The organism is Streptomyces sp. CA-146814, from assembly GCF_050942385.1.
GTDB lineage: Bacteria > Actinomycetota > Actinomycetes > Streptomycetales > Streptomycetaceae > Streptomyces.
This window is the reverse complement of the sequence record NZ_CP192068.1, coordinates 857455-876093: the sequence shown is the minus strand read 5'-3', so window position 1 is coordinate 876093 and position 18639 is coordinate 857455. Positions and strand designations below refer to the sequence as shown.

The window sequence follows — 18639 nt, the reverse complement described above, 5'->3', positions numbered from 1 at the left end:
ATGAGCAAGATCCTTATCCGCGGTGCGCGGATCCTCGGCGGCGAGCCGCAGGACGTGCTGATCGACGGCGAGACCGTCGCCGAGGTGGGCACGGGCATCGACGCCCCCGACGGCGCCACCGTCATCGAGGCGGCGGGCCAGATCCTGCTGCCCGGCCTCGTCGACCTCCACACCCACCTGCGCGAGCCCGGCCGCGAGGACTCCGAGACCGTCCTCACCGGCACCCGGGCCGCGGCGGCCGGCGGCTTCACCGCCGTCCACGCCATGGCCAACACCTTCCCCGTCGCCGACACCGCCGGCGTCGTCGAGCAGGTCTGGCGCCTCGGCAAGGAGTCCGGCTACTGCGACGTCCAGCCCGTCGGCGCCGTCACCGTCGGCCTGGAGGGCAAGAAGCTCGCCGAGCTCGGGGCGATGCACGACTCGGCCGCCGGAGTGGTGGTCTTCTCCGACGACGGCAAGTGCGTCGACGACGCGGTGATCATGCGCCGTGCCCTGGAGTACGTGAAGGCCTTCGACGGCGTCGTCGCCCAGCACGCCCAGGAGCCCCGCCTGACCGAGGGCGCCCAGATGAACGAGGGCGTCGTCTCCGCCGAGCTCGGCCTCGGCGGCTGGCCAGCCGTCGCCGAGGAGTCGATCATCGCCCGCGACGTCCTCCTCGCCGCCCACGTCGGCTCCCGCGTCCACATCTGCCACCTCTCCACCGCCGGCTCCGTGGAGATCGTCCGCTGGGCCAAGTCCAAGGGCTGGAACGTCACGGCGGAGGTCACCCCGCACCACCTCCTCCTCACCGACGAGCTGGTCCGCTCCTACAACCCGGTCTACAAGGTGAACCCGCCGCTGCGCACCGAGGCCGACGTCCTGGCCCTGCGCGAGGCGCTCGCCGACGGCACGATCGACTGCGTCGCCACCGACCACGCCCCGCACCCGCACGAGGACAAGGACTGCGAGTGGGCGGCGGCGGCCATGGGCATGGTGGGCCTGGAGACCGCGCTCTCCGTCGTCCAGCAGACGATGGTGGACACCGGCCTGATCGACTGGGCGGGCGTCGCCGACCGCATGTCGTTCCGTCCCGCGGCCATCGGCCGCCTCGAAGGACACGGCCGTCCCGTCTCGGCGGGTGAGCCCGCCAACCTCACGCTGGTCGATCCGGCATACCGTGGAGCCGTGGACCCCGCGGGCTTCGCGTCCCGCAGCCGGAACACCCCGTACGAGGGGCGTGAGCTGCCGGGCCGCGTCACCCATACCTTCCTGCGGGGCCGTGCCACGGTCGTCGACGGGAAGCTCGCGTGACAACTCTTACCCCCCTGTACCTCCTGGCCGCCGAGCAGAAGTCGGCGGAAGTGACGGACTGGTCCGCCCGCATCGCCTGGGTGATCGGCCTGCTGGTCTTCATCGCCCTCGTCTACTGGCTGATGCGCGAGGGCTGGAAATGGCGCGGACGGCTCCAGTCCGACCTGCCCGAGCTCGCGGCCACGCCTGACGGCTTCGCCGACGACGAGACGCTGCTGACGCTGGAAGGGCGCTACCACGCCTCCACCACCGCCGGGCAGTGGCTCGACCGGATCGTCGCGCACGGCCTCGGCACCCGCAGCCGGACCGAGCTGACGCTGACCGCCCGCGGTCTGGACGTCGTACGCCCCGGCGCGAGCGACTTCTTCATCCCGGCCGAGGCCCTGCGCGAGGCCCGTCTCGACAAGGCGCTCGCCGGCAAGGTCCTCCCCGAGGGCGGCCTGCTGATCATCAGCTGGGCCCACGGCGAGACCCTGATCGACTCCGGCTTCCGCTCCGACCGCGCGGCCGAGCACCAGGCCTGGGTCGACGCCGTCAACCGGCTGGCCGGCGCCCCGGCCGCCACGGAACTCACCAGCACCACTACGGAAGGCACCGCACGATGACGATCTCCACCCGGGGGGCCCTGACCCCCGCCGTACTCGTCCTGGAGGACGGCCGCGCCTTCCGCGGCCGTGCCTACGGGGCCGTGGGGGAGACCTTCGGCGAAGCGGTGTTCTCCACCGGCATGACCGGTTACCAGGAGACGCTGACCGACCCCTCGTACCACCGCCAGGTCGTCGTCATGACGGCCCCGCACGTCGGCAACACCGGCGTCAACGACGAGGACCCGGAGTCGGGCCGTATCTGGGTCTCCGGTTACGTCGTCCGCGACCCCGCCCGCAAGCCGTCCAACTGGCGCTCGCAGCGCTCGCTGGACGAGGAGCTGGCGGCGCAGGGCGTCGTCGGCATCAGCGGCGTCGACACCCGCGCCCTCACCCGCCACCTGCGCGAGCGCGGTGCGATGCGGGTCGGGATCTTCTCCGGCAACGCGATCGCGGACGAGGGCACACTGCTGGCGAAGGTGCGCCAGGCGCCGGAGATGACGGGCGCGGACCTGTCCGCCGAGGTCGCCACCAAGGAGGCGTACGTCGTCCCCGCGATCGGCACGAAGAAGTTCACGGTCGCCGCGGTGGACCTGGGCATCAAGGGCATGACGCCGCACCGGATGGCGGAGCGCGGCATCGAGGTGCACGTGCTGCCCGCCACCGCGACGCTGGAGGAGGTGTACGCGGTCCAGCCCGACGGCGTCTTCTTCTCCAACGGCCCCGGCGACCCGTCCACCGCCGACCACCCCGTGGCGCTGATGCAGGGCGTCCTGGAGCGGTCCACTCCGCTGTTCGGCATCTGCTTCGGCAACCAGATCCTCGGCCGGGCGCTGGGCTTCGGCACGTACAAGCTGAAGTACGGCCACCGGGGCATCAACCAGCCGGTGCAGGACCGCACCACCGGCAAGGTCGAGGTCACCGCGCACAACCACGGCTTCGCCGTCGACGCTCCGCTGGACAAGGTCTCCGACACGGAGTTCGGCCGCGCCGAGGTCAGCCACGTCTGCCTGAACGACCAGGTGGTCGAGGGCCTCCAACTCCTGGACCGGCCCGCCTTCAGCGTCCAGTACCACCCCGAGGCGGCGGCCGGCCCGCACGACGCCGCCTACCTGTTCGACCGTTTCGTCTCTCTGATGGAGGGCCAGCGTGCCTAAGCGCTCCGATATCCAGTCCGTCCTGGTCATCGGCTCGGGTCCGATCGTCATCGGCCAGGCCGCCGAGTTCGACTACTCCGGCACCCAGGCCTGCCGGGTCCTCAAGGCCGAAGGCCTGCGGGTCATCCTGGTCAACTCCAACCCCGCCACGATCATGACCGACCCGGAGATCGCCGACGCCACCTACGTCGAGCCGATCACTCCGGAGTTCGTCGAGAAGATCATCGCGAAGGAGCGCCCCGACGCGCTCCTGCCGACCCTCGGCGGCCAGACCGCGCTGAACACGGCGATCTCCATGCACGAGCAGGGTGTGCTGGAGAAGTACGGCGTCGAGCTCATCGGCGCCAACGTCGAGGCGATCAACAAGGGCGAGGACCGCGACCTCTTCAAGGGCGTCGTGGAGGCCGTCAAGGCCAAGATCGGCTACGGCGAGTCCGCCCGGTCCGTCATCTGCCACTCCATGGACGACGTCATCGCCGGCGTCGACACCCTCGGCGGCTACCCCGTCGTCGTACGCCCCTCCTTCACCATGGGCGGCGCCGGCTCCGGCTTCGCCCACGACGAGGAGGAGCTGCGCCGCATCGCCGGCCAGGGCCTCACGCTCTCCCCGACCACCGAGGTGCTCCTGGAGGAGTCCATCCTCGGCTGGAAGGAGTACGAGCTGGAGCTGATGCGCGACCGGAACGACAACGTCGTGGTCGTCTGCTCCATCGAGAACTTCGACCCGATGGGCGTCCACACCGGCGACTCCATCACCGTCGCCCCGGCGATGACGCTCACCGACCGCGAGTACCAGCGGCTGCGCGATGTCGGCATCGCGATCATCCGCGAGGTCGGCGTCGACACCGGCGGCTGCAACATCCAGTTCGCGATCGACCCCGCCGACGGCCGGGTCATCGTCATCGAGATGAACCCGCGCGTCTCCCGCTCCTCGGCGCTGGCGTCGAAGGCGACCGGCTTCCCGATCGCCAAGATCGCCGCGAAGCTGGCCGTCGGCTACACGCTGGACGAGATCCCGAACGACATCACCGAGAAGACGCCGGCCTCCTTCGAGCCGACGCTCGACTACGTCGTCGTCAAGGCACCCCGGTTCGCCTTCGAGAAGTTCCCTTCCGCCGACTCGACCCTCACCACCACCATGAAGTCGGTGGGCGAGGCCATGGCGATCGGCCGGAACTTCACCGAAGCCCTCCAGAAGGCGCTGCGCTCGCTGGAGAAGAAGGGCTCGCAGTTCGCCTTCACCGGTCCGGTGGGGGACAAGGCCGAGCTTCTCGCGGAAGCGGTCCGTCCGACCGACGGCCGCATCAACACCGTCATGCAGGCCATCCGCGCCGGAGCCACCCAGGAGGAGGTCTTCGACGCGACGAAGATCGACCCGTGGTTCGTGGACCAGCTCTTCCTGATCAAGGAGATCGCCGACGAGCTGGCCGCCGCCGACAAGCTCGGTCCTGAGCTGCTCGCGGAGGCCAAGCGGCACGGCTTCTCGGACGTGCAGATCGGCGAGATCCGCAGCCTGCGCGAGGACGTCGTCCGCGAGGTCCGCCACGCGCTCGGCATCCGCCCGGTCTACAAGACGGTTGACACGTGCGCCGCCGAGTTCGCGGCGAAGACGCCGTACTTCTACTCCTCCTACGACGAGGAGTCCGAGGTCGCTCAGCGGACGAAGCCCGCCGTGATCATCCTCGGCTCCGGGCCGAACCGCATCGGCCAGGGCATCGAGTTCGACTACTCCTGCGTCCACGCCTCCTTCGCGCTGAGCGACGCCGGGTACGAGACCGTGATGGTCAACTGCAACCCGGAGACGGTCTCCACGGACTACGACACCTCCGACCGGCTCTACTTCGAGCCGCTCACTCTGGAGGACGTCCTGGAGATCGTCCACGCCGAGTCGCTGGCCGGTCCGATCGCCGGCGTCATCGTGCAGCTCGGCGGCCAGACCCCGCTGGGCCTCTCGCAGGCGCTGAAGGACAACGGCGTCCGGGTCGTCGGCACGTCTCCGGAGGCGATCCACGCCGCCGAGGACCGCGGCGCCTTCGGCCAGGTCCTCGCCGAAGCCGGGCTCCCGGCCCCCAAGCACGGCACCGCCACCACCTTCCACGGCGCCAAGGCCATCGCCGACGAGATCGGCTACCCCGTCCTCGTACGGCCGTCCTACGTGCTCGGCGGACGCGGCATGGAGATCGTGTACGACGAGGCGCGCCTGGAGTCGTACATCGCGGAGTCCACCGAGATCAGCCCGACCCGGCCGGTTCTGGTGGACCGGTTCCTGGACGACGCGATCGAGATCGACGTCGACGCGCTGTACGACGGCACCGAGCTGTACCTCGGCGGCGTCATGGAGCACATCGAGGAGGCCGGTATCCACTCCGGTGACTCCGCCTGTGCGCTGCCGCCGATCACGCTGGGCGGGTTCGACATCAAGCGGCTGCGCGCCTCCACCGAGGCCATCGCCAAGGGTGTCGGCGTACGCGGGCTGATCAACATCCAGTTCGCGCTGTCCGGGGACATCCTCTACGTCCTGGAGGCCAACCCGCGCGCCTCCCGTACGGTTCCCTTCACCTCCAAGGCCACCGCCGTCCCGCTCGCCAAGGCCGCCGCGCGCATCTCGCTCGGCGCGACCATCGCCGAGCTGCGCACCGAGGGCCTGCTGCCGAAGACCGGTGACGGCGGCACACTGCCGCTGGACGCGCCGATCTCCGTCAAGGAAGCCGTCATGCCGTGGTCCCGGTTCCGCGACATCCACGGGCGCGGTGTCGACACGGTCCTCGGCCCGGAGATGCGCTCCACCGGCGAGGTCATGGGCATCGACTCGGTCTTCGGTACGGCGTACGCCAAGTCGCAGGCCGGCGCGTACGGGCCGCTGCCGACGTCCGGGCGGGCGTTCATCTCGGTCGCCAACCGGGACAAGCGCTCGATGATCTTCCCGGCCCGTGAGCTCGTCGCGCACGGCTTCGAGCTGATGGCCACCTCCGGTACGGCCGAGGTCCTCAAGCGCAACGGCATCAACGCCACGATCGTGCGCAAGCAGTCCGAAGGCACCGGCCCCAACGGTGAGAAGACGATCGTCCAGCACATCCACGACGGCGAAGTCGACCTCATCGTCAACACGCCTTACGGCACCGGCGGCCGCCTCGACGGCTACGAGATCCGTACGGCTGCCGTGGCCCGCTCCGTGCCCTGCCTGACCACCGTCCAGGCACTCGCCGCGGCGGTTCAGGGCATCGACGCCCTCAACGGCGGCGACGTCGGCGTCCGCTCCCTCCAGGAACACGCCGAGCACTTGACCGCGGCGCGCGACTAACAGCCCAGCAGGGGGACACCGGAAACGGTGTCCCCCTCTCTGTGAGGACACCACTCCATGTACAAGTTCTTCTTCCGGCTGGTCTTCAAGCGGATGGACCCCGAGCAGGCCCATTACGCCGCCTTCCGCTGGATCCGCCTCGCCGCCCGCATCCCCGTCCTGCGCACCTTCCTCGCCGCCGCTCTCGCACCCCGCTACAAGGAGCTGCGCACCGAGGCGCTCGGCCTCCGGATGCACGGTCCTTTCGGGCTGGCCGCCGGCTTCGACAAGAACGCCGTCGCGATCGACGGCATGGCGATGCTCGGCTTCGACCACGTCGAGATCGGCACCGTCACCGGTGAACCGCAGCCCGGCAACCCCAAGCAGCGCCTCTTCCGCCTCGTCGCGGACCGCGCGCTGATCAACCGCATGGGCTTCAACAACGAGGGCTCCGCCGCCGTCGCCGCCCGTCTCGCCTCCCGTAACCCGGTCTTCCGCACCACCGTCGGCGTCAACATCGGCAAGACCAAGGTCGTGCCGGAGACCGAGGCCGCCGCCGACTACGTGAAGTCCACCGAGGCCCTCGCCGCCCACGCGGACTACCTCGTCGTCAACGTCTCCTCGCCCAACACCCCGGGCCTGCGCAACCTCCAGGCCACCGAGTCGCTGCGGCCGCTGCTCACCGCCGTCCGCGAGGCCGCCGACCGTACCGTCACCGACCGCCGCGTCCCGCTGCTCGTCAAGATCGCCCCGGACCTCGCGGACGAGGACGTGGACGCGGTCGCCGACCTCGCCGTGGAGCTGGGTCTCGACGGGATCATCGCCACCAACACCACCATCGCCCGCGAAGGGCTCGGCCTGACGTCCGCCCCCGAACTGGTGGCCGAGACCGGCGGACTCTCCGGCGCACCCCTCAAGGAGCGCTCCCTGGCCGTCCTGAGCCGCCTGTACGCCCGCGTCGGGACCCGGATCACCCTGGTGGGCGTCGGGGGCGTGGAGAGTGCCGAGGACGCCTGGCAGCGGATCCTGGCCGGGGCCACCCTCGTACAGGGTTACAGCGCCTTCATCTACGAGGGTCCTTTCTACGCACGCGCGATCCATAGGGGCCTCGCCGCCCGTCTCGCCGCATCCCCGTACGCCACCCTCGCCGAGGCCGTCGGCGCCGAGACCCGGAAGAGGGCCGCCCTGTGACCCCCGAACCCTTCGGCACGCGGCTGCGCCACGCCATGGACACCCGCGGGCCGCTCTGCGTCGGCATCGACCCGCACGCCTCCCTGCTCACCTCCTGGGGACTGAACGACGACATCGCGGGCCTTGAGCGCTTCACCCGGACCACCGTGGAGGCGCTGGCCGACCGGGTCGCCGTCCTCAAGCCGCAGTCGGCGTTCTTCGAGCGGTTCGGCTCGCGCGGCATCGCCGTACTGGAGAAGGCCGTCGCCGAGGCACGGTCCGCCGGAGCGCTCGTCCTGATGGACGCCAAGCGCGGCGACATCGGCTCCACCATGGGCGCCTACGCGGCGACCTACCTGGACCAGGACTCCCCGCTCTTCTCCGACGCCGTCACCGTCTCCCCGTACCTCGGGTTCGGTTCGCTGCGCCCGGCCCTCGACGCGGCCGCCGCCTCTGGCGCGGGCGTCTTCGTCCTGGCCCTCACCTCCAACCCGGAGGGCGCCGAGGTCCAGCGCGCCACCGCCGCCGACGGCCGCTCGCTGGCCCAGCTGATGCTCGACCACATGGCGACGGAGAACGCGGGCGCGGCGCCGCTCGGCTCGGTCGGTGCGGTGGTCGGGGCGACGCTCGGCGACGCCGGCGTGAACCTGGCGATCAACGGACCGCTCCTCGCGCCCGGCATCGGCGCCCAGGGCGCCACCCCGGCGGATCTTCCCGCGGTCTTCGGCGACGCGGTCGGCAACGTGGTGCCGAGCGTGAGCCGGGGCGTGCTGCGCCACGGTCCGGACGCGTCAGGGCTGCGCGAAGCGGCCGAGCGGTTCGCGGACGAGGTCCGCGCTGCCGTCTCCGGCAGTTGACCCTGGCACGTTTACGGGCCGCTGACGAATTACTGACCGGAAACCCGGTGGTTATGCGGTAAATGTCCTGGTCGGCCAAGGCTGACCAGGACTTTTCGTCTGTTCTCGCTGACTACAGCGGCCTTGGCCGCTAGTCTCCGTCGAGAGCAGCCGAGCACACCGTGTTCGTCGCTCACCTGGTGGAGGGCGTCCAGCTTCCCCACCGGTCCGTATCCGACAGATCGACATCCGAGGTGACGTAGGCGTGGCTCTTCCGCCCCTTACCCCTGAACAGCGCGCAGCCGCGCTCGAAAAGGCCGCCGCGGCTCGCCGGGAGCGGGCCGAGGTCAAGAATCGACTCAAGCACTCCGGCGCCTCCCTCCACGAGGTCATCAAGCAGGGCCAGGAGAACGACGTCATCGGGAAGATGAAGGTCTCCGCCCTCCTGGAGTCCCTGCCGGGCGTCGGCAAGGTCCGCGCCAAGCAGATCATGGAGCGTCTCGGCATCTCCGAAAGCCGCCGGGTCCGGGGTCTCGGCTCCAACCAGATCGCATCCCTGGAGCGGGAGTTCGGCGGCAGCCCCGCCTGACGTTCCGGCCGCCGATCCGTCCGGCGTTCTCAGGCACTCCTGAGAACCTGGATAATCGCTCCATGGCTGCAACATCCCGGGGGACGTCCCCCGTACCCCCGGACGTACGTCCGCGGCTGACCGTGCTCTCCGGCCCCTCCGGGGTCGGCAAGAGCACGGTCGTCGCTCATATGCGCTCCGTGCACCCCGAGGTCTGGCTCTCCGTGTCGGCGACGACCCGCAAGCCGCGCCCCGGGGAGCGCAACGGTGTCCACTACTTCTTCGTGGACGACGAGGAGTTCGACAAGCTCGTCGCCAACGGCGAGCTGCTGGAGTGGGCCGAGTTCGCGGGCAACCGCTACGGCACACCGCGCCGTGCCGTGCTCGACCGCCTGGAGGCGGGTGAGCCGGTGCTGCTGGAGATCGACCTCCAGGGTGCGCGGCTGGTCCGCCAGTCGATGGACGACGCGCGCCTGGTCTTCCTGGCTCCGCCGAGCTGGGAGGAGCTGGTGCGCCGGCTCACCGGCCGGGGCACCGAGGCGCCCGAGGTGATCGAGCGCAGGCTCGCCGCCGCGAAGGTCGAACTGGCCGCCGAGGCCGAGTTCGATACGACGCTCGTCAACACCTCCGTCGAGGATGTCGCCCGCGAGCTGCTAGCCTTGATGCTTCAGGCCTAGATTCCGGCGATCGTCAAGACCGCTCGGATCCTTGATCTACACCCCCTTCGGAAGGCAGAGAGTGTCCTCTTCCATCACCACGCCCGAGGGCATCATCAACCCGCCGATTGATGAGCTCCTCGAGGCCACCGACTCGAAGTACAGCCTGGTGATCTACGCCGCCAAGCGCGCGCGTCAGATCAACGCGTACTACTCGCAGCTCGGCGAAGGTCTCCTCGAGTACGTCGGTCCGCTCGTCGACACCCACGTGCACGAGAAGCCGCTGTCGATCGCGCTCCGCGAGATCAACGCGGGCCTGCTGACCTCCGAGCCCATCGAGGGCCCCGCTCAGTAAGCTTCCTTCCACCTCAGGCCCGGCGGCCCGTCCGCCGGGCCTGAGGTGTGTCCGGGGCCGGGTGAACAGGCTCGGCGCGGTGAGGCAGCATGGGAACCACGCTTCTTAGTTACGTTGCCGAGTGCGGGGAGACGCAGTGGACAAGCCGAAGGTCGTCCTGGGGGTCAGCGGGGGCATCGCCGCCTACAAGGCGTGCGAGCTGCTGCGCCGGCTGACCGAGTCCGGGCACGATGTACGGGTCGTCCCGACCGCCTCGTCGCTGCACTTCGTCGGCGCCGCCACCTGGTCCGCGCTCTCCGGCCACCCCGTCTCCGACCAGGTCTGGGACGACGTCCACGAGGTGCCCCACGTACGGATCGGGCAGGGCGCCGACCTCGTCGTCGTCGCTCCGGCCACCGCCGACATGCTGGCCAAGGCCGCCCACGGGCTCGCCGACGACCTGCTCACCAACACGCTCCTGACCGCCCGCTGTCCGGTGGTCTTCGCCCCGGCGATGCACACCGAGATGTGGGAACACCCGGCCACCCAGGAGAACGTGGCGACGCTGCGCCGCCGGGGCGCCGTCGTCATCGAGCCCGCGGTGGGACGGCTCACCGGCGTCGACACCGGCAAGGGCCGGCTGCCGGACCCGGGCGAGATCTTCGAGGTCTGCCGACGGGTGCTGGCGCGCGGGGTCACCGAGCCCGATCTCGCGGGCCGCCATGTGGTGATCAGCGCCGGCGGCACCCGCGAGCCCCTGGACCCGGTGCGCTACCTCGGCAACCGGTCCTCCGGCAAGCAGGGGTACGCGCTGGCGCGTACCGCTGTGGCCCGCGGCGCGCGCGTCACCCTGATCGAGGCCAACACCGGCCTGCCCGACCCGGCCGGGGCCGATGTCGTACGGATCGGCACGGCGGTCCAGCTGCGGGAGGCGGTCCTGAAGGCGGCCGCCGACGCGGACGTGGTGGTGATGGCGGCGGCCGTGGCCGACTTCCGGCCCGCCGCGTACGCCACCGGAAAGATCAAGAAGAGGGACGGCGAGGAGGCGCCCGTCGTCCCGCTCGTCCGCAACCCCGACATCCTCGCCGAGGTCGCCGCCGACCGGGCCCGGCCGGGGCAGCTCGTGGTGGGTTTCGCCGCCGAGACCGACGACGTCCTCGTCAACGGCCGGGCCAAGCTCCGCCGCAAGGGGTGCGATCTGCTCGTGGTCAACGAGGTGGGGGAGCGCAAGACCTTCGGCTCCGAGGAGAACGAGGCGGTCGTCCTCGCCGCCGACGGGACGGAGACCCCGGTGCCGTACGGACCCAAGGAAGCGCTCGCCGACACGGTCTGGGATCTGGTTTCGGGAAGGTTCCAGCAGATGTGACAATCAACCCTCTGGCCGAGCCAGAGTGGTTCATAACGGGATGTAACCACCGTCCGGAACGGTGGATTATCCTTCAGGTGTCCGACGTGTCACGGGCTGTCGTGCTCCAAAGGGCGAGACGCATGCCCCGTCCGCCGGGCGTGACCGATAAACTGGTCGACGGTACGTACCGAGCGCAGCTCTCGGCCGTGCCACCCATGATCAGCCAGCAGCCGCTGCAACCCCAGGGAGCGATGTGTCCCGCCGTCTCTTCACCTCGGAATCTGTCACCGAGGGTCACCCCGACAAGATCGCTGACCAGATCAGCGACACGATCCTCGACGCGCTCCTGCGCGACGACCCCGCCTCGCGCGTCGCCGTCGAGACCTTGATCACCACCGGTCTGGTGCATGTCGCGGGCGAGGTCACGACCAAGGCCTACGCCGACATCCCCAACCTCGTGCGCAACAAGGTGCTGGAGATCGGCTACGACTCCTCCAAAAAGGGCTTCGACGGTGCCTCCTGTGGCGTCTCGGTCTCCATCGGCGCGCAGTCGCCGGACATCGCGCAGGGCGTCGACACCGCCTACGAGAAGCGGGTCGGGGGTGCCGCCGCGGGTGGAGAGGTCGACGAGCTCGACAAGCAGGGCGCCGGCGACCAGGGCCTGATGTTCGGGTACGCCTGCGACGAGACCCCCGAGCTCATGCCGCTCCCGATCCACATCGCGCACCGCCTCTCGCGGCGCCTGTCCGAGGTGCGGAAGAACGGGACCATCCCCTACCTCCGCCCCGACGGCAAGACCCAGGTCACCATCGAGTACGACGGTGACAAGGCGGTCCGCCTGGACACCGTGGTCGTCTCCTCGCAGCACGCCAGCGACATCGACCTGGACTCGCTGCTCGCGCCCGACATCCGCGAGTTCGTCGTCGAGCACGTGCTCGCGCAGCTCGTCGAGGACGGCATCAAGCTGGACACCGAGGGTTACCGCCTCCTGGTGAACCCGACCGGCCGCTTCGAGATCGGCGGCCCGATGGGCGACGCCGGCCTCACCGGCCGCAAGATCATCATCGACACCTACGGCGGCATGGCCCGCCACGGTGGCGGCGCCTTCTCCGGCAAGGACCCGTCCAAGGTCGACCGCTCGGCGGCGTACGCGATGCGCTGGGTGGCGAAGAACGTGGTGGCCGCAGGGCTCGCCACCCGCTGCGAGGTCCAGGTCGCCTACGCGATCGGCAAGGCCGAGCCGGTCGGTCTCTTCGTCGAGACCTTCGGCACCGCCGCCGTCGACACGGAGAAGATCGAGAACGCGATCGGTGAGGTCTTCGACCTCCGCCCGGCCGCGATCATCCGTGACCTCGACCTGCTCCGCCCGATCTACGCCCAGACCGCCGCGTACGGCCACTTCGGCCGTGAGCTCCCGGACTTCACCTGGGAGCGCACCGACCGCGTGGAGGCCCTCCGCGCGGCCGCCGGCCTCTAGCAGTACCGCACGGCTCATGAGTGGGGCCCGGACACCGAACACGGTGGCCGGGCCCCACTGCTCTGTGCGGGGCCGCCGCTGTCAGTGCCGTCTGGTAGGAATTTGGCTGTGAGCAGCGAGAACGAGCAGTCCGCCGATCCGGGAGCCGGGGCGGCCGAACCCGGGGCCGGGGCGCCGGAGCAGCTCGCGCTGATCCGGGAGACCGTGCGCCAGGCCAAGGTGCCGCGCGCCAAGCCGCGCACCTGGCGCGGCGCCGCGCTCGCCAAGGAGCTGCCGGTGGCGCGGGTGCTGGTCAACAAGGGCGTGCTCCACCTCGACCAGTTCTTCGACTACGCGGTCCCCGAGGAGCTGGACGCCGACGCGCAGCCCGGCGTGCGCGTACGGGTGCGGTTCGGCGCCGGGCGCCACAACGTGCAGGGCGGGCGGCGCGAGGGCGGCGGCCTGATCGACGGGTTCATCGTCGAGCGCCGCGCCGAGTCCGACTACCAGGGCACGCTGGCCGCCCTCGCCTATGTCGTCTCCCCGGAGCCGGTCCTCGGGCCCGAGCTGCTGGCGCTCTCGCGGGCGGTGGCCGACCGGTACGCGGGCAGCCTCGCCGACGTCCTCCAGCTCGCCGTGCCACCGCGCAACGGCCGCGCCGAGTCCAAGCCGTCCCCGGAGCCCCTGCCGCCGCCTCCGCCCCCGGAGCCGGGCACCTGGGAGCGGTACGGACAGGGCCCCGCCTTCCTCCGGGCCCTGGCCGAAGGCGGTGCGCCCCGAGCCGTCTGGACGGCCCTGCCGGGACCGCACTGGCCCGCCGAGATCGCCCGGGCCGTCGCGGCCACGCTCTCCTCCGGGCGCGGCGCGCTCGTCGTCGTCCCGGACGGCCGGGTCGCGGGGCGCGTGGACGCCGCCCTGACCGAGGTCCTCGGCGCGGGCCGCCACGCGCTGCTCACCGCCGACTCCGGCCCCGAGAAGCGCTACCGCCAGTGGCTCGCGGTGCGGCGGGGCTCGGTGCGGGCGGTCGTCGGGACCCGCGCCGCCATGTTCGCCCCGGTCCGGGACCTCGGCCTGGTCGCCGTCTGGGACGACGGGGACTCCAGCCACAGCGACACCAACGCCCCTTTCCCGCACGTCCGCGAGGTCCTGGAGCTACGGGCCACCCAGGGCCGGTGCGGCTTCCTGCTCGGCGGGACCAGCTGCACGGTCGAGGCCGCGCAGCTCGTGGAGAGCGGCTGGGCGCTGCCGCTCCTCGCGGACCGGGAGCAGCTGCGGCGGGCCGCGCCCCTGATCCGTACGGTCGGCGACGGCGAGCTGGCCCGGGACGGCGCCGCCCGCTCCGCCCGGCTGCCGAGCCTCGCCTGGCAGACCGTGCGCGACGGCCTGCGCACCGGCCCGGTCCTGGTCCAGGTGCCCCGCCGGGGTTACGCGCCCCGCCTCGCCTGCGAGCGCTGCCGCACGCCCGCCCGCTGCCGCCACTGCGCCGGGCCCCTGGAGGCGCCCGACCAGCAGGACCTGAACTGCGCCTGGTGCGGGCAGGCCGAGCGCGCCTGGCACTGCGCGGAGTGCGGCTCCAACCGGCTGCGCGCCCAGATCGTCGGCGCCCGCCGCACCGCCGAGGAGCTGGGCCGGGCCTTCCCCGCCGTGCCCGTCCGTACGTCGGGGCGCGACCACATCCTCGACGCGGTCCCGGCCGCCCCCGCGCTGGTGGTCTCCACGCCCGGCGCGGAGCCGGTCGCCGAGGGCGGGTACGCGGCGGCGCTGCTGCTGGACGGCTGGGCCATGCTCGGCAGGCCCGACCTGCGGGCGGGGGAGGAGGCGCTGCGCCGGTGGACGGCGGCGGGCGCGCTGGTGCGCGGGCAGGACGAGGGCGGCACGGTGGTGATCGTCGCCGAGCCGACGCTGCGCCCGGTGCAGGCGCTGGTCCGCTGGGACCCGGCAGGCTTCGCCCGCCGTGAGCTGGCGGACCGGGCCGAGCTGCGCTTCCCGCCGGTCTCCCGGATGGCCTCGGTGACCGGCCCCGCGGAGGCCCTGGCGTCCTTCCTCGCCGCTGCCGACCTGCCGCCGGAGGCCGAGATCCTGGGCCCGGTGCCGGTCCCGTCGGCCGAGCCGGGCAGACCGCGCAGACCGTCGGACGCGCCGCCGGGCGAGAGCTGGGAGCGCGTTCTGGTCCGCGTGGTGCCGGGACGCGGGGCGGCGCTCGCGGGCGCGCTGAAGACGGCACAGGCGGCACGTACGGCCAAGGGCGGGGGAGGGGGAGAGCAGGTGCGGATCAGGATCGATCCGCCGGACATCGGCTGAGCGCCACGTGCCCGGCTCCCGGCCAAGATCCGCCGGACACGCCCTAGCGGGGCGGCGGGCCGGGGAGACCGCCGCTCCGGTCGGGTGGCGTCGCCCCGCAGCGGTCGGGCGCTCGGGGCTGCCCCGCCGTACGGCTCGCACGGTGGGGCAGAGGGGGCGTGCGTACGGTCAGCCGTTGCGCGGGCCCGGGAAGGCTCCGGGGCGCGGCTCCTCACGGACCGGCTGCTGGCCCGCCGAGGGCTGCGGGGGCATCGAGCGGGCCGCGGGCACCGAGGGCACGTGGGAGTTGGCGCCGCCGGAGGACGATCCCGGCAGGGCGGGGCCTACGGAGACCGGTCGGGGCGTCGTCGCGGTGTCGGTGCCCGTCTCGGCCGTCGAGGACTGCGCCGTGGCCCGGCGCGTACCGTAACGGCGGTGCACCGCCTGCTTGGTGACCCCCAGCGCCGAGCCCACCGCGTCCCAGGAGAAGCCGAGCGAGCGGTCGAAGTCCACCGCCGCGGTGACCAGGGTCTCGACGCTGTCCCGCAGCTCCTGGGCGAGGCGGACGGTGGGGGCCGGGGCCCTGCCGTAGACGACGAAGCCCGCGGAGGGGCCGGAGCGGCGCGGGCGGTAGACGTTGCCCAGCTGGGCGGTGAGTGTGCGCAGCGCGTCCACCTGCCGCCGGACCCGCTCGATGTCCCGCACCAGGAGGTGCAGGCTGGCCCGCGCTTGGGCGTCGTGGGTTGCGTGGTCGGCCATGAAGAAGCCTCTCGAACCGGCGTTGAAAGGGATCGGGCCGCATCGCCGGCGGCCCGCTTCGGTCAATCTCCTTTGACCAACGCCCGAGCCGGGTATGTGGTCACGCTATCGGGGCGTATGTGCATATGCACGGGGCGTGCGCGGCGCACGCGCGCCCCCTGGTCGCCGCCCCCCGCGCAAGGGGCCGCCGCCCCCTAAGGGAGCGGCCGGGCCGTGATCGGCCGGGCAGCCTAGACTGGTGTGCTGCTCGTCACCGTACGTCCCGGCCCCGCGAAGCCCGAGAGTTCCGCAGGGGCCGAGAACCCCGTAGAACCCGAGAGTTCCGCAGGGCCCGAGAGTCCGAGAAGCCCGAGAGGCAGTCAGCCACCCATGAAGCTCGTCTTCGCCGGCACCCCCGAGGTCGCCGTCCCCGCCCTGGACGCCCTGATCGCCTCCGACCGCCACGAGGTGGCCGCCGTCGTGACCCGGCCCGACGCCCCCGCCGGGCGCGGCCGCCGGCTGGTGGCCAGCCCGGTGGCCGAACGGGCGGCGGAGGCCGGGATCGAGGTGCTCAAGCCGGTGAAGCCCCGGGACGAGGAGTTCCTGGCCCGGCTGCGGGAGATCGCTCCGGACTGCTGCCCGGTCGTCGCCTACGGGGCCCTGCTGCCCAAGGTGGCCCTGGACGTGCCCGCCCGTGGCTGGGTCAACCTGCACTTCTCCTTGCTGCCCGCCTGGCGCGGCGCCGCGCCCGTACAGCACTCCCTGATGGCCGGGGACGAGGTGACCGGCGCCTCCACCTTCCTGATCGAGGAGGGGCTCGACTCCGGCCCGGTCTACGGGGTCCTCACCGAGGAGATCCGGCCCACCGACACCAGCGGCGACCTCCTCACCCGGCTCGCCTTCGCCGGTGCCGGGCTGCTCGCGGCCACCATGGACGGCATCGAGGACGGCACCCTGCACGCCGTACCGCAGCCTCCCGAAGGCGTCACCCTGGCCCCGAAGATCACCGTGGAGGACGCCCGGATCGACTGGTCGGCCCCCGCCCTGCGCGTCGACCGCGTGGTGCGCGGCTGCACCCCCGCGCCCGGCGCCTGGACCCTGTTCCGCGGCGAGCGGCTCAAGCTCATCCAGGTCACGCCCGTCCTGGACCGCACCGACCTGGCGCCCGGCGAGCTGGCGGCGGCGAAGAACAACGTGTACGTGGGCAGCGGCTCGCACGCCGTCGAGCTGCTCTGGGTCCAGCCGCAGGGCAAGAAGCCGATGCAGGCCGCCGACTGGGCGCGCGGTGTCCGCATCGTCCACGGTGAGCTGCTGGGGCTGTAGCGCCTTCGCCCGGAGAACCTGTCGTACGAGGGGCCGGGGGCGGCGACGTACGCTGGGAGGGTTCGACCCCCTCACCCTCAGCGGAGCACCTTTCACGTGAACGACCAGCCGCGTCGCCGTCCCGCCAAGCCCCACCGCCGCCCGCAGAAGGACCCCGTCCGCTTCCTCGCCTTCGAGGCGCTGCGGGCCGTCGACGAGCGGGACGCGTACGCCAACCTCGTGCTGCCCCCGCTGCTGAAGAAGGCCCGCGCCAAGGGCGACTTCGACGGCCGGGACGCGGCGCTGGCGACCGAGCTGGTCTACGGGACGCTGCGCCGCCAGGGCACGTACGACGCGATCGTCGCGGCCTGCATCGACCGGCCGCTGCGCGAGGTCGACCCGCCGGTCCTGGACGTGCTGAACATGGGCGTCCACCAGCTGCTCGGTACCCGCATCCCCACCCACGCGGCCGTCTCCGCCAGTGTGGAGCTGGCCCGGGTGGTGCTGGGCGAGGGGCGGGCGAAGTTCGTCAACGCGGTGCTGCGCAAGGTGACCGCGCACGACCTGGACGGCTGGGTGGAGAAGGTCGCGCCCTCGTACGAGGAGGACGCCGAGGACCACCTCGCCGTCGTCCACTCGCACCCGCGCTGGGTCGTCTCGGCGCTCTGGGACGCGCTCGGCGGCGGCCGTGCCGGGATCGAGGACCTGCTGGAGGCCGACAACGAGCGGCCCGAGGTGACCCTGGTGGCCCGTCCCGGCCGCTCCACCACCGAGGAGCTGGTCAAGGCGCTCGGCGAGGAGAACGCGCTGCCGGGCCGCTGGTCCCCGTATGCCGTACGGATGGCCGAGGGCGGCGAGCCCGGTGCGCTCACGGCGGTCCAGGAGGGCCGGGCGGGCGTCCAGGACGAGGGCAGCCAGCTGGTGGCCGCCGCGCTCGCCGCCGCCCCCGTGGAGGGCCGCGACACCCGCTGGCTGGACGGCTGCGCCGGACCCGGCGGGAAGGCCGCCCTGCTGGCCGCGCTCGCCGCCGACCGCGGCGCGACCCTGCTCGCCGCCGAGAAGCAGCCGCACCGCGCCCGGCTGGTCGAGCGGGCGCTCGCCGGCAACCCGGGTCCGTACCAGGTGATCACCACCGACGGCACCCGCCCGCCGTGGCTGCCCGGCACCTTCGACCGCATCCTGATGGACGTGCCGTGCTCCGGCCTGGGCGCGCTGCGCCGCCGTCCCGAGGCCCGCTGGCGGCGTCGCGCCGAGGACCTGGAGAGCTTCGCTCCGCTCCAACGCGGGCTGCTGCGCGAGGCGTTGAAGGCCGTACGGGTCGGAGGCGTCGTCGGCTACGCGACCTGCTCGCCGCATCTCGCGGAGACCCGGGTCGTCGTCGAGGACGTGCTGAAGGGGCGCGGCGGCGAGCCGGTGGAGGCCGAGTGGGTCGACGCCCGTCCGCTGATGCCGGGCGTGCCCGCGCTCGGCGACGGTCCCGACGTCCAGCTCTGGCCGCATCTGCACGGCACGGACGCCATGTATCTCGCTCTGCTGCGCAGGACCGGCTGAATATCGACCTGTCAGCGGGCCCTCCCGTACGGCAAAGGAACAGTAAAGCACAGGCAAAATGCGCAGAATGTGCGAACTGTGATGGCCAG

The 18639-nt window shown here is 72.1% G+C and carries 15 protein-coding genes; 14 read left to right on the top strand and 1 reads right to left on the bottom strand.

Annotation, left to right across the window (positions count from 1 at the left end):
- The 12 genes from ACQP09_RS03770 (at position 1) to ACQP09_RS03715 (ending at position 14980) form a co-directional block, all read left to right on the top strand.
- The gene (locus tag ACQP09_RS03770) at positions 1–1290 is read left to right on the top strand and encodes a dihydroorotase (protein WP_433395976.1); all 1290 of its coding nucleotides are present in this window, start codon (positions 1–3) and stop codon (positions 1288–1290) included.
- Positions 1287–1895 (top strand): hypothetical protein, encoded by a 609-nt coding sequence (locus ACQP09_RS03765; RefSeq protein ID WP_433395974.1) that lies wholly within the window; start codon positions 1287–1289, stop codon positions 1893–1895. The genes ACQP09_RS03770 and ACQP09_RS03765 overlap by 4 nt, the downstream gene beginning before the upstream one ends.
- Positions 1892–3031, top strand: a complete 1140-nt coding sequence (gene carA, locus ACQP09_RS03760) for a glutamine-hydrolyzing carbamoyl-phosphate synthase small subunit (protein ID WP_433395972.1) — start codon at positions 1892–1894, stop codon at positions 3029–3031. The genes ACQP09_RS03765 and carA overlap by 4 nt, the downstream gene beginning before the upstream one ends.
- Positions 3024–6332, top strand: a complete 3309-nt coding sequence (carB, locus tag ACQP09_RS03755) for a carbamoyl-phosphate synthase large subunit (protein WP_433395970.1) — start codon at positions 3024–3026, stop codon at positions 6330–6332. Before carA ends, carB begins: the two co-directional genes overlap by 8 nt.
- 57 nt (positions 6333–6389) lie before the next feature.
- Positions 6390–7502, top strand: a complete 1113-nt coding sequence (locus tag ACQP09_RS03750; RefSeq protein WP_433395968.1) for a quinone-dependent dihydroorotate dehydrogenase — start codon at positions 6390–6392, stop codon at positions 7500–7502.
- Positions 7499–8338 (top strand): orotidine-5'-phosphate decarboxylase, encoded by an 840-nt coding sequence (gene pyrF / locus ACQP09_RS03745; RefSeq protein WP_433395966.1) that lies wholly within the window; start codon positions 7499–7501, stop codon positions 8336–8338. Before ACQP09_RS03750 ends, pyrF begins: the two co-directional genes overlap by 4 nt.
- A 244-nt stretch (positions 8339–8582) precedes the next feature.
- Positions 8583–8906, top strand: a complete 324-nt coding sequence (locus ACQP09_RS03740; protein ID WP_003970367.1) for an integration host factor — start codon at positions 8583–8585, stop codon at positions 8904–8906.
- A gap of 62 nt (positions 8907–8968) precedes the next feature.
- Positions 8969–9562, top strand: coding sequence for a guanylate kinase (gene gmk, locus ACQP09_RS03735; protein ID WP_432147865.1), 594 nt, complete (start codon positions 8969–8971; stop codon positions 9560–9562).
- A gap of 61 nt (positions 9563–9623) precedes the next feature.
- Positions 9624–9896, top strand: a complete 273-nt coding sequence (rpoZ, locus tag ACQP09_RS03730) for a DNA-directed RNA polymerase subunit omega (RefSeq protein WP_015607348.1) — start codon at positions 9624–9626, stop codon at positions 9894–9896.
- A gap of 136 nt (positions 9897–10032) precedes the next feature.
- Positions 10033–11241, top strand: coding sequence for a bifunctional phosphopantothenoylcysteine decarboxylase/phosphopantothenate--cysteine ligase CoaBC (gene coaBC / locus ACQP09_RS03725; RefSeq protein WP_433395963.1), 1209 nt, complete (start codon positions 10033–10035; stop codon positions 11239–11241).
- 235 nt (positions 11242–11476) lie between these two features.
- Positions 11477–12700 carry a methionine adenosyltransferase gene (gene metK, locus ACQP09_RS03720; protein ID WP_433395961.1) on the top strand — a complete coding sequence of 408 codons (1224 nt, stop codon included), beginning with the start codon at positions 11477–11479 and terminating at the stop codon, positions 12698–12700.
- Positions 12701–12808: 108 nt separating this feature from the next.
- Positions 12809–14980 carry a primosomal protein N' gene (locus ACQP09_RS03715; protein WP_433395959.1) on the top strand — a complete coding sequence of 724 codons (2172 nt, stop codon included), beginning with the start codon at positions 12809–12811 and terminating at the stop codon, positions 14978–14980.
- Positions 14981–15148: 168 nt separating this feature from the next.
- Here ACQP09_RS03715 and ACQP09_RS03710 read toward each other — a convergent pair whose 3' ends face one another.
- On the bottom strand, positions 15149–15718 hold the full coding sequence (locus ACQP09_RS03710; protein ID WP_433395958.1) for a hypothetical protein: 570 nt from the start codon (positions 15716–15718) through the stop codon (positions 15149–15151).
- A 369-nt stretch (positions 15719–16087) separates the two neighbouring features.
- Here ACQP09_RS03710 and fmt point away from each other — a divergent pair, with 369 nt between their 5' ends.
- Both fmt and ACQP09_RS03700 read left to right on the top strand, forming a co-directional pair.
- The gene (fmt, locus tag ACQP09_RS03705) at positions 16088–17020 is read left to right on the top strand and encodes a methionyl-tRNA formyltransferase (protein WP_433395956.1); all 933 of its coding nucleotides are present in this window, start codon (positions 16088–16090) and stop codon (positions 17018–17020) included.
- 96 nt (positions 17021–17116) lie between these two features.
- The gene (locus ACQP09_RS03700) at positions 17117–18550 is read left to right on the top strand and encodes an RsmB/NOP family class I SAM-dependent RNA methyltransferase (protein WP_433395955.1); all 1434 of its coding nucleotides are present in this window, start codon (positions 17117–17119) and stop codon (positions 18548–18550) included.
- Positions 18551–18639: the final 89 nt, after the last annotated feature.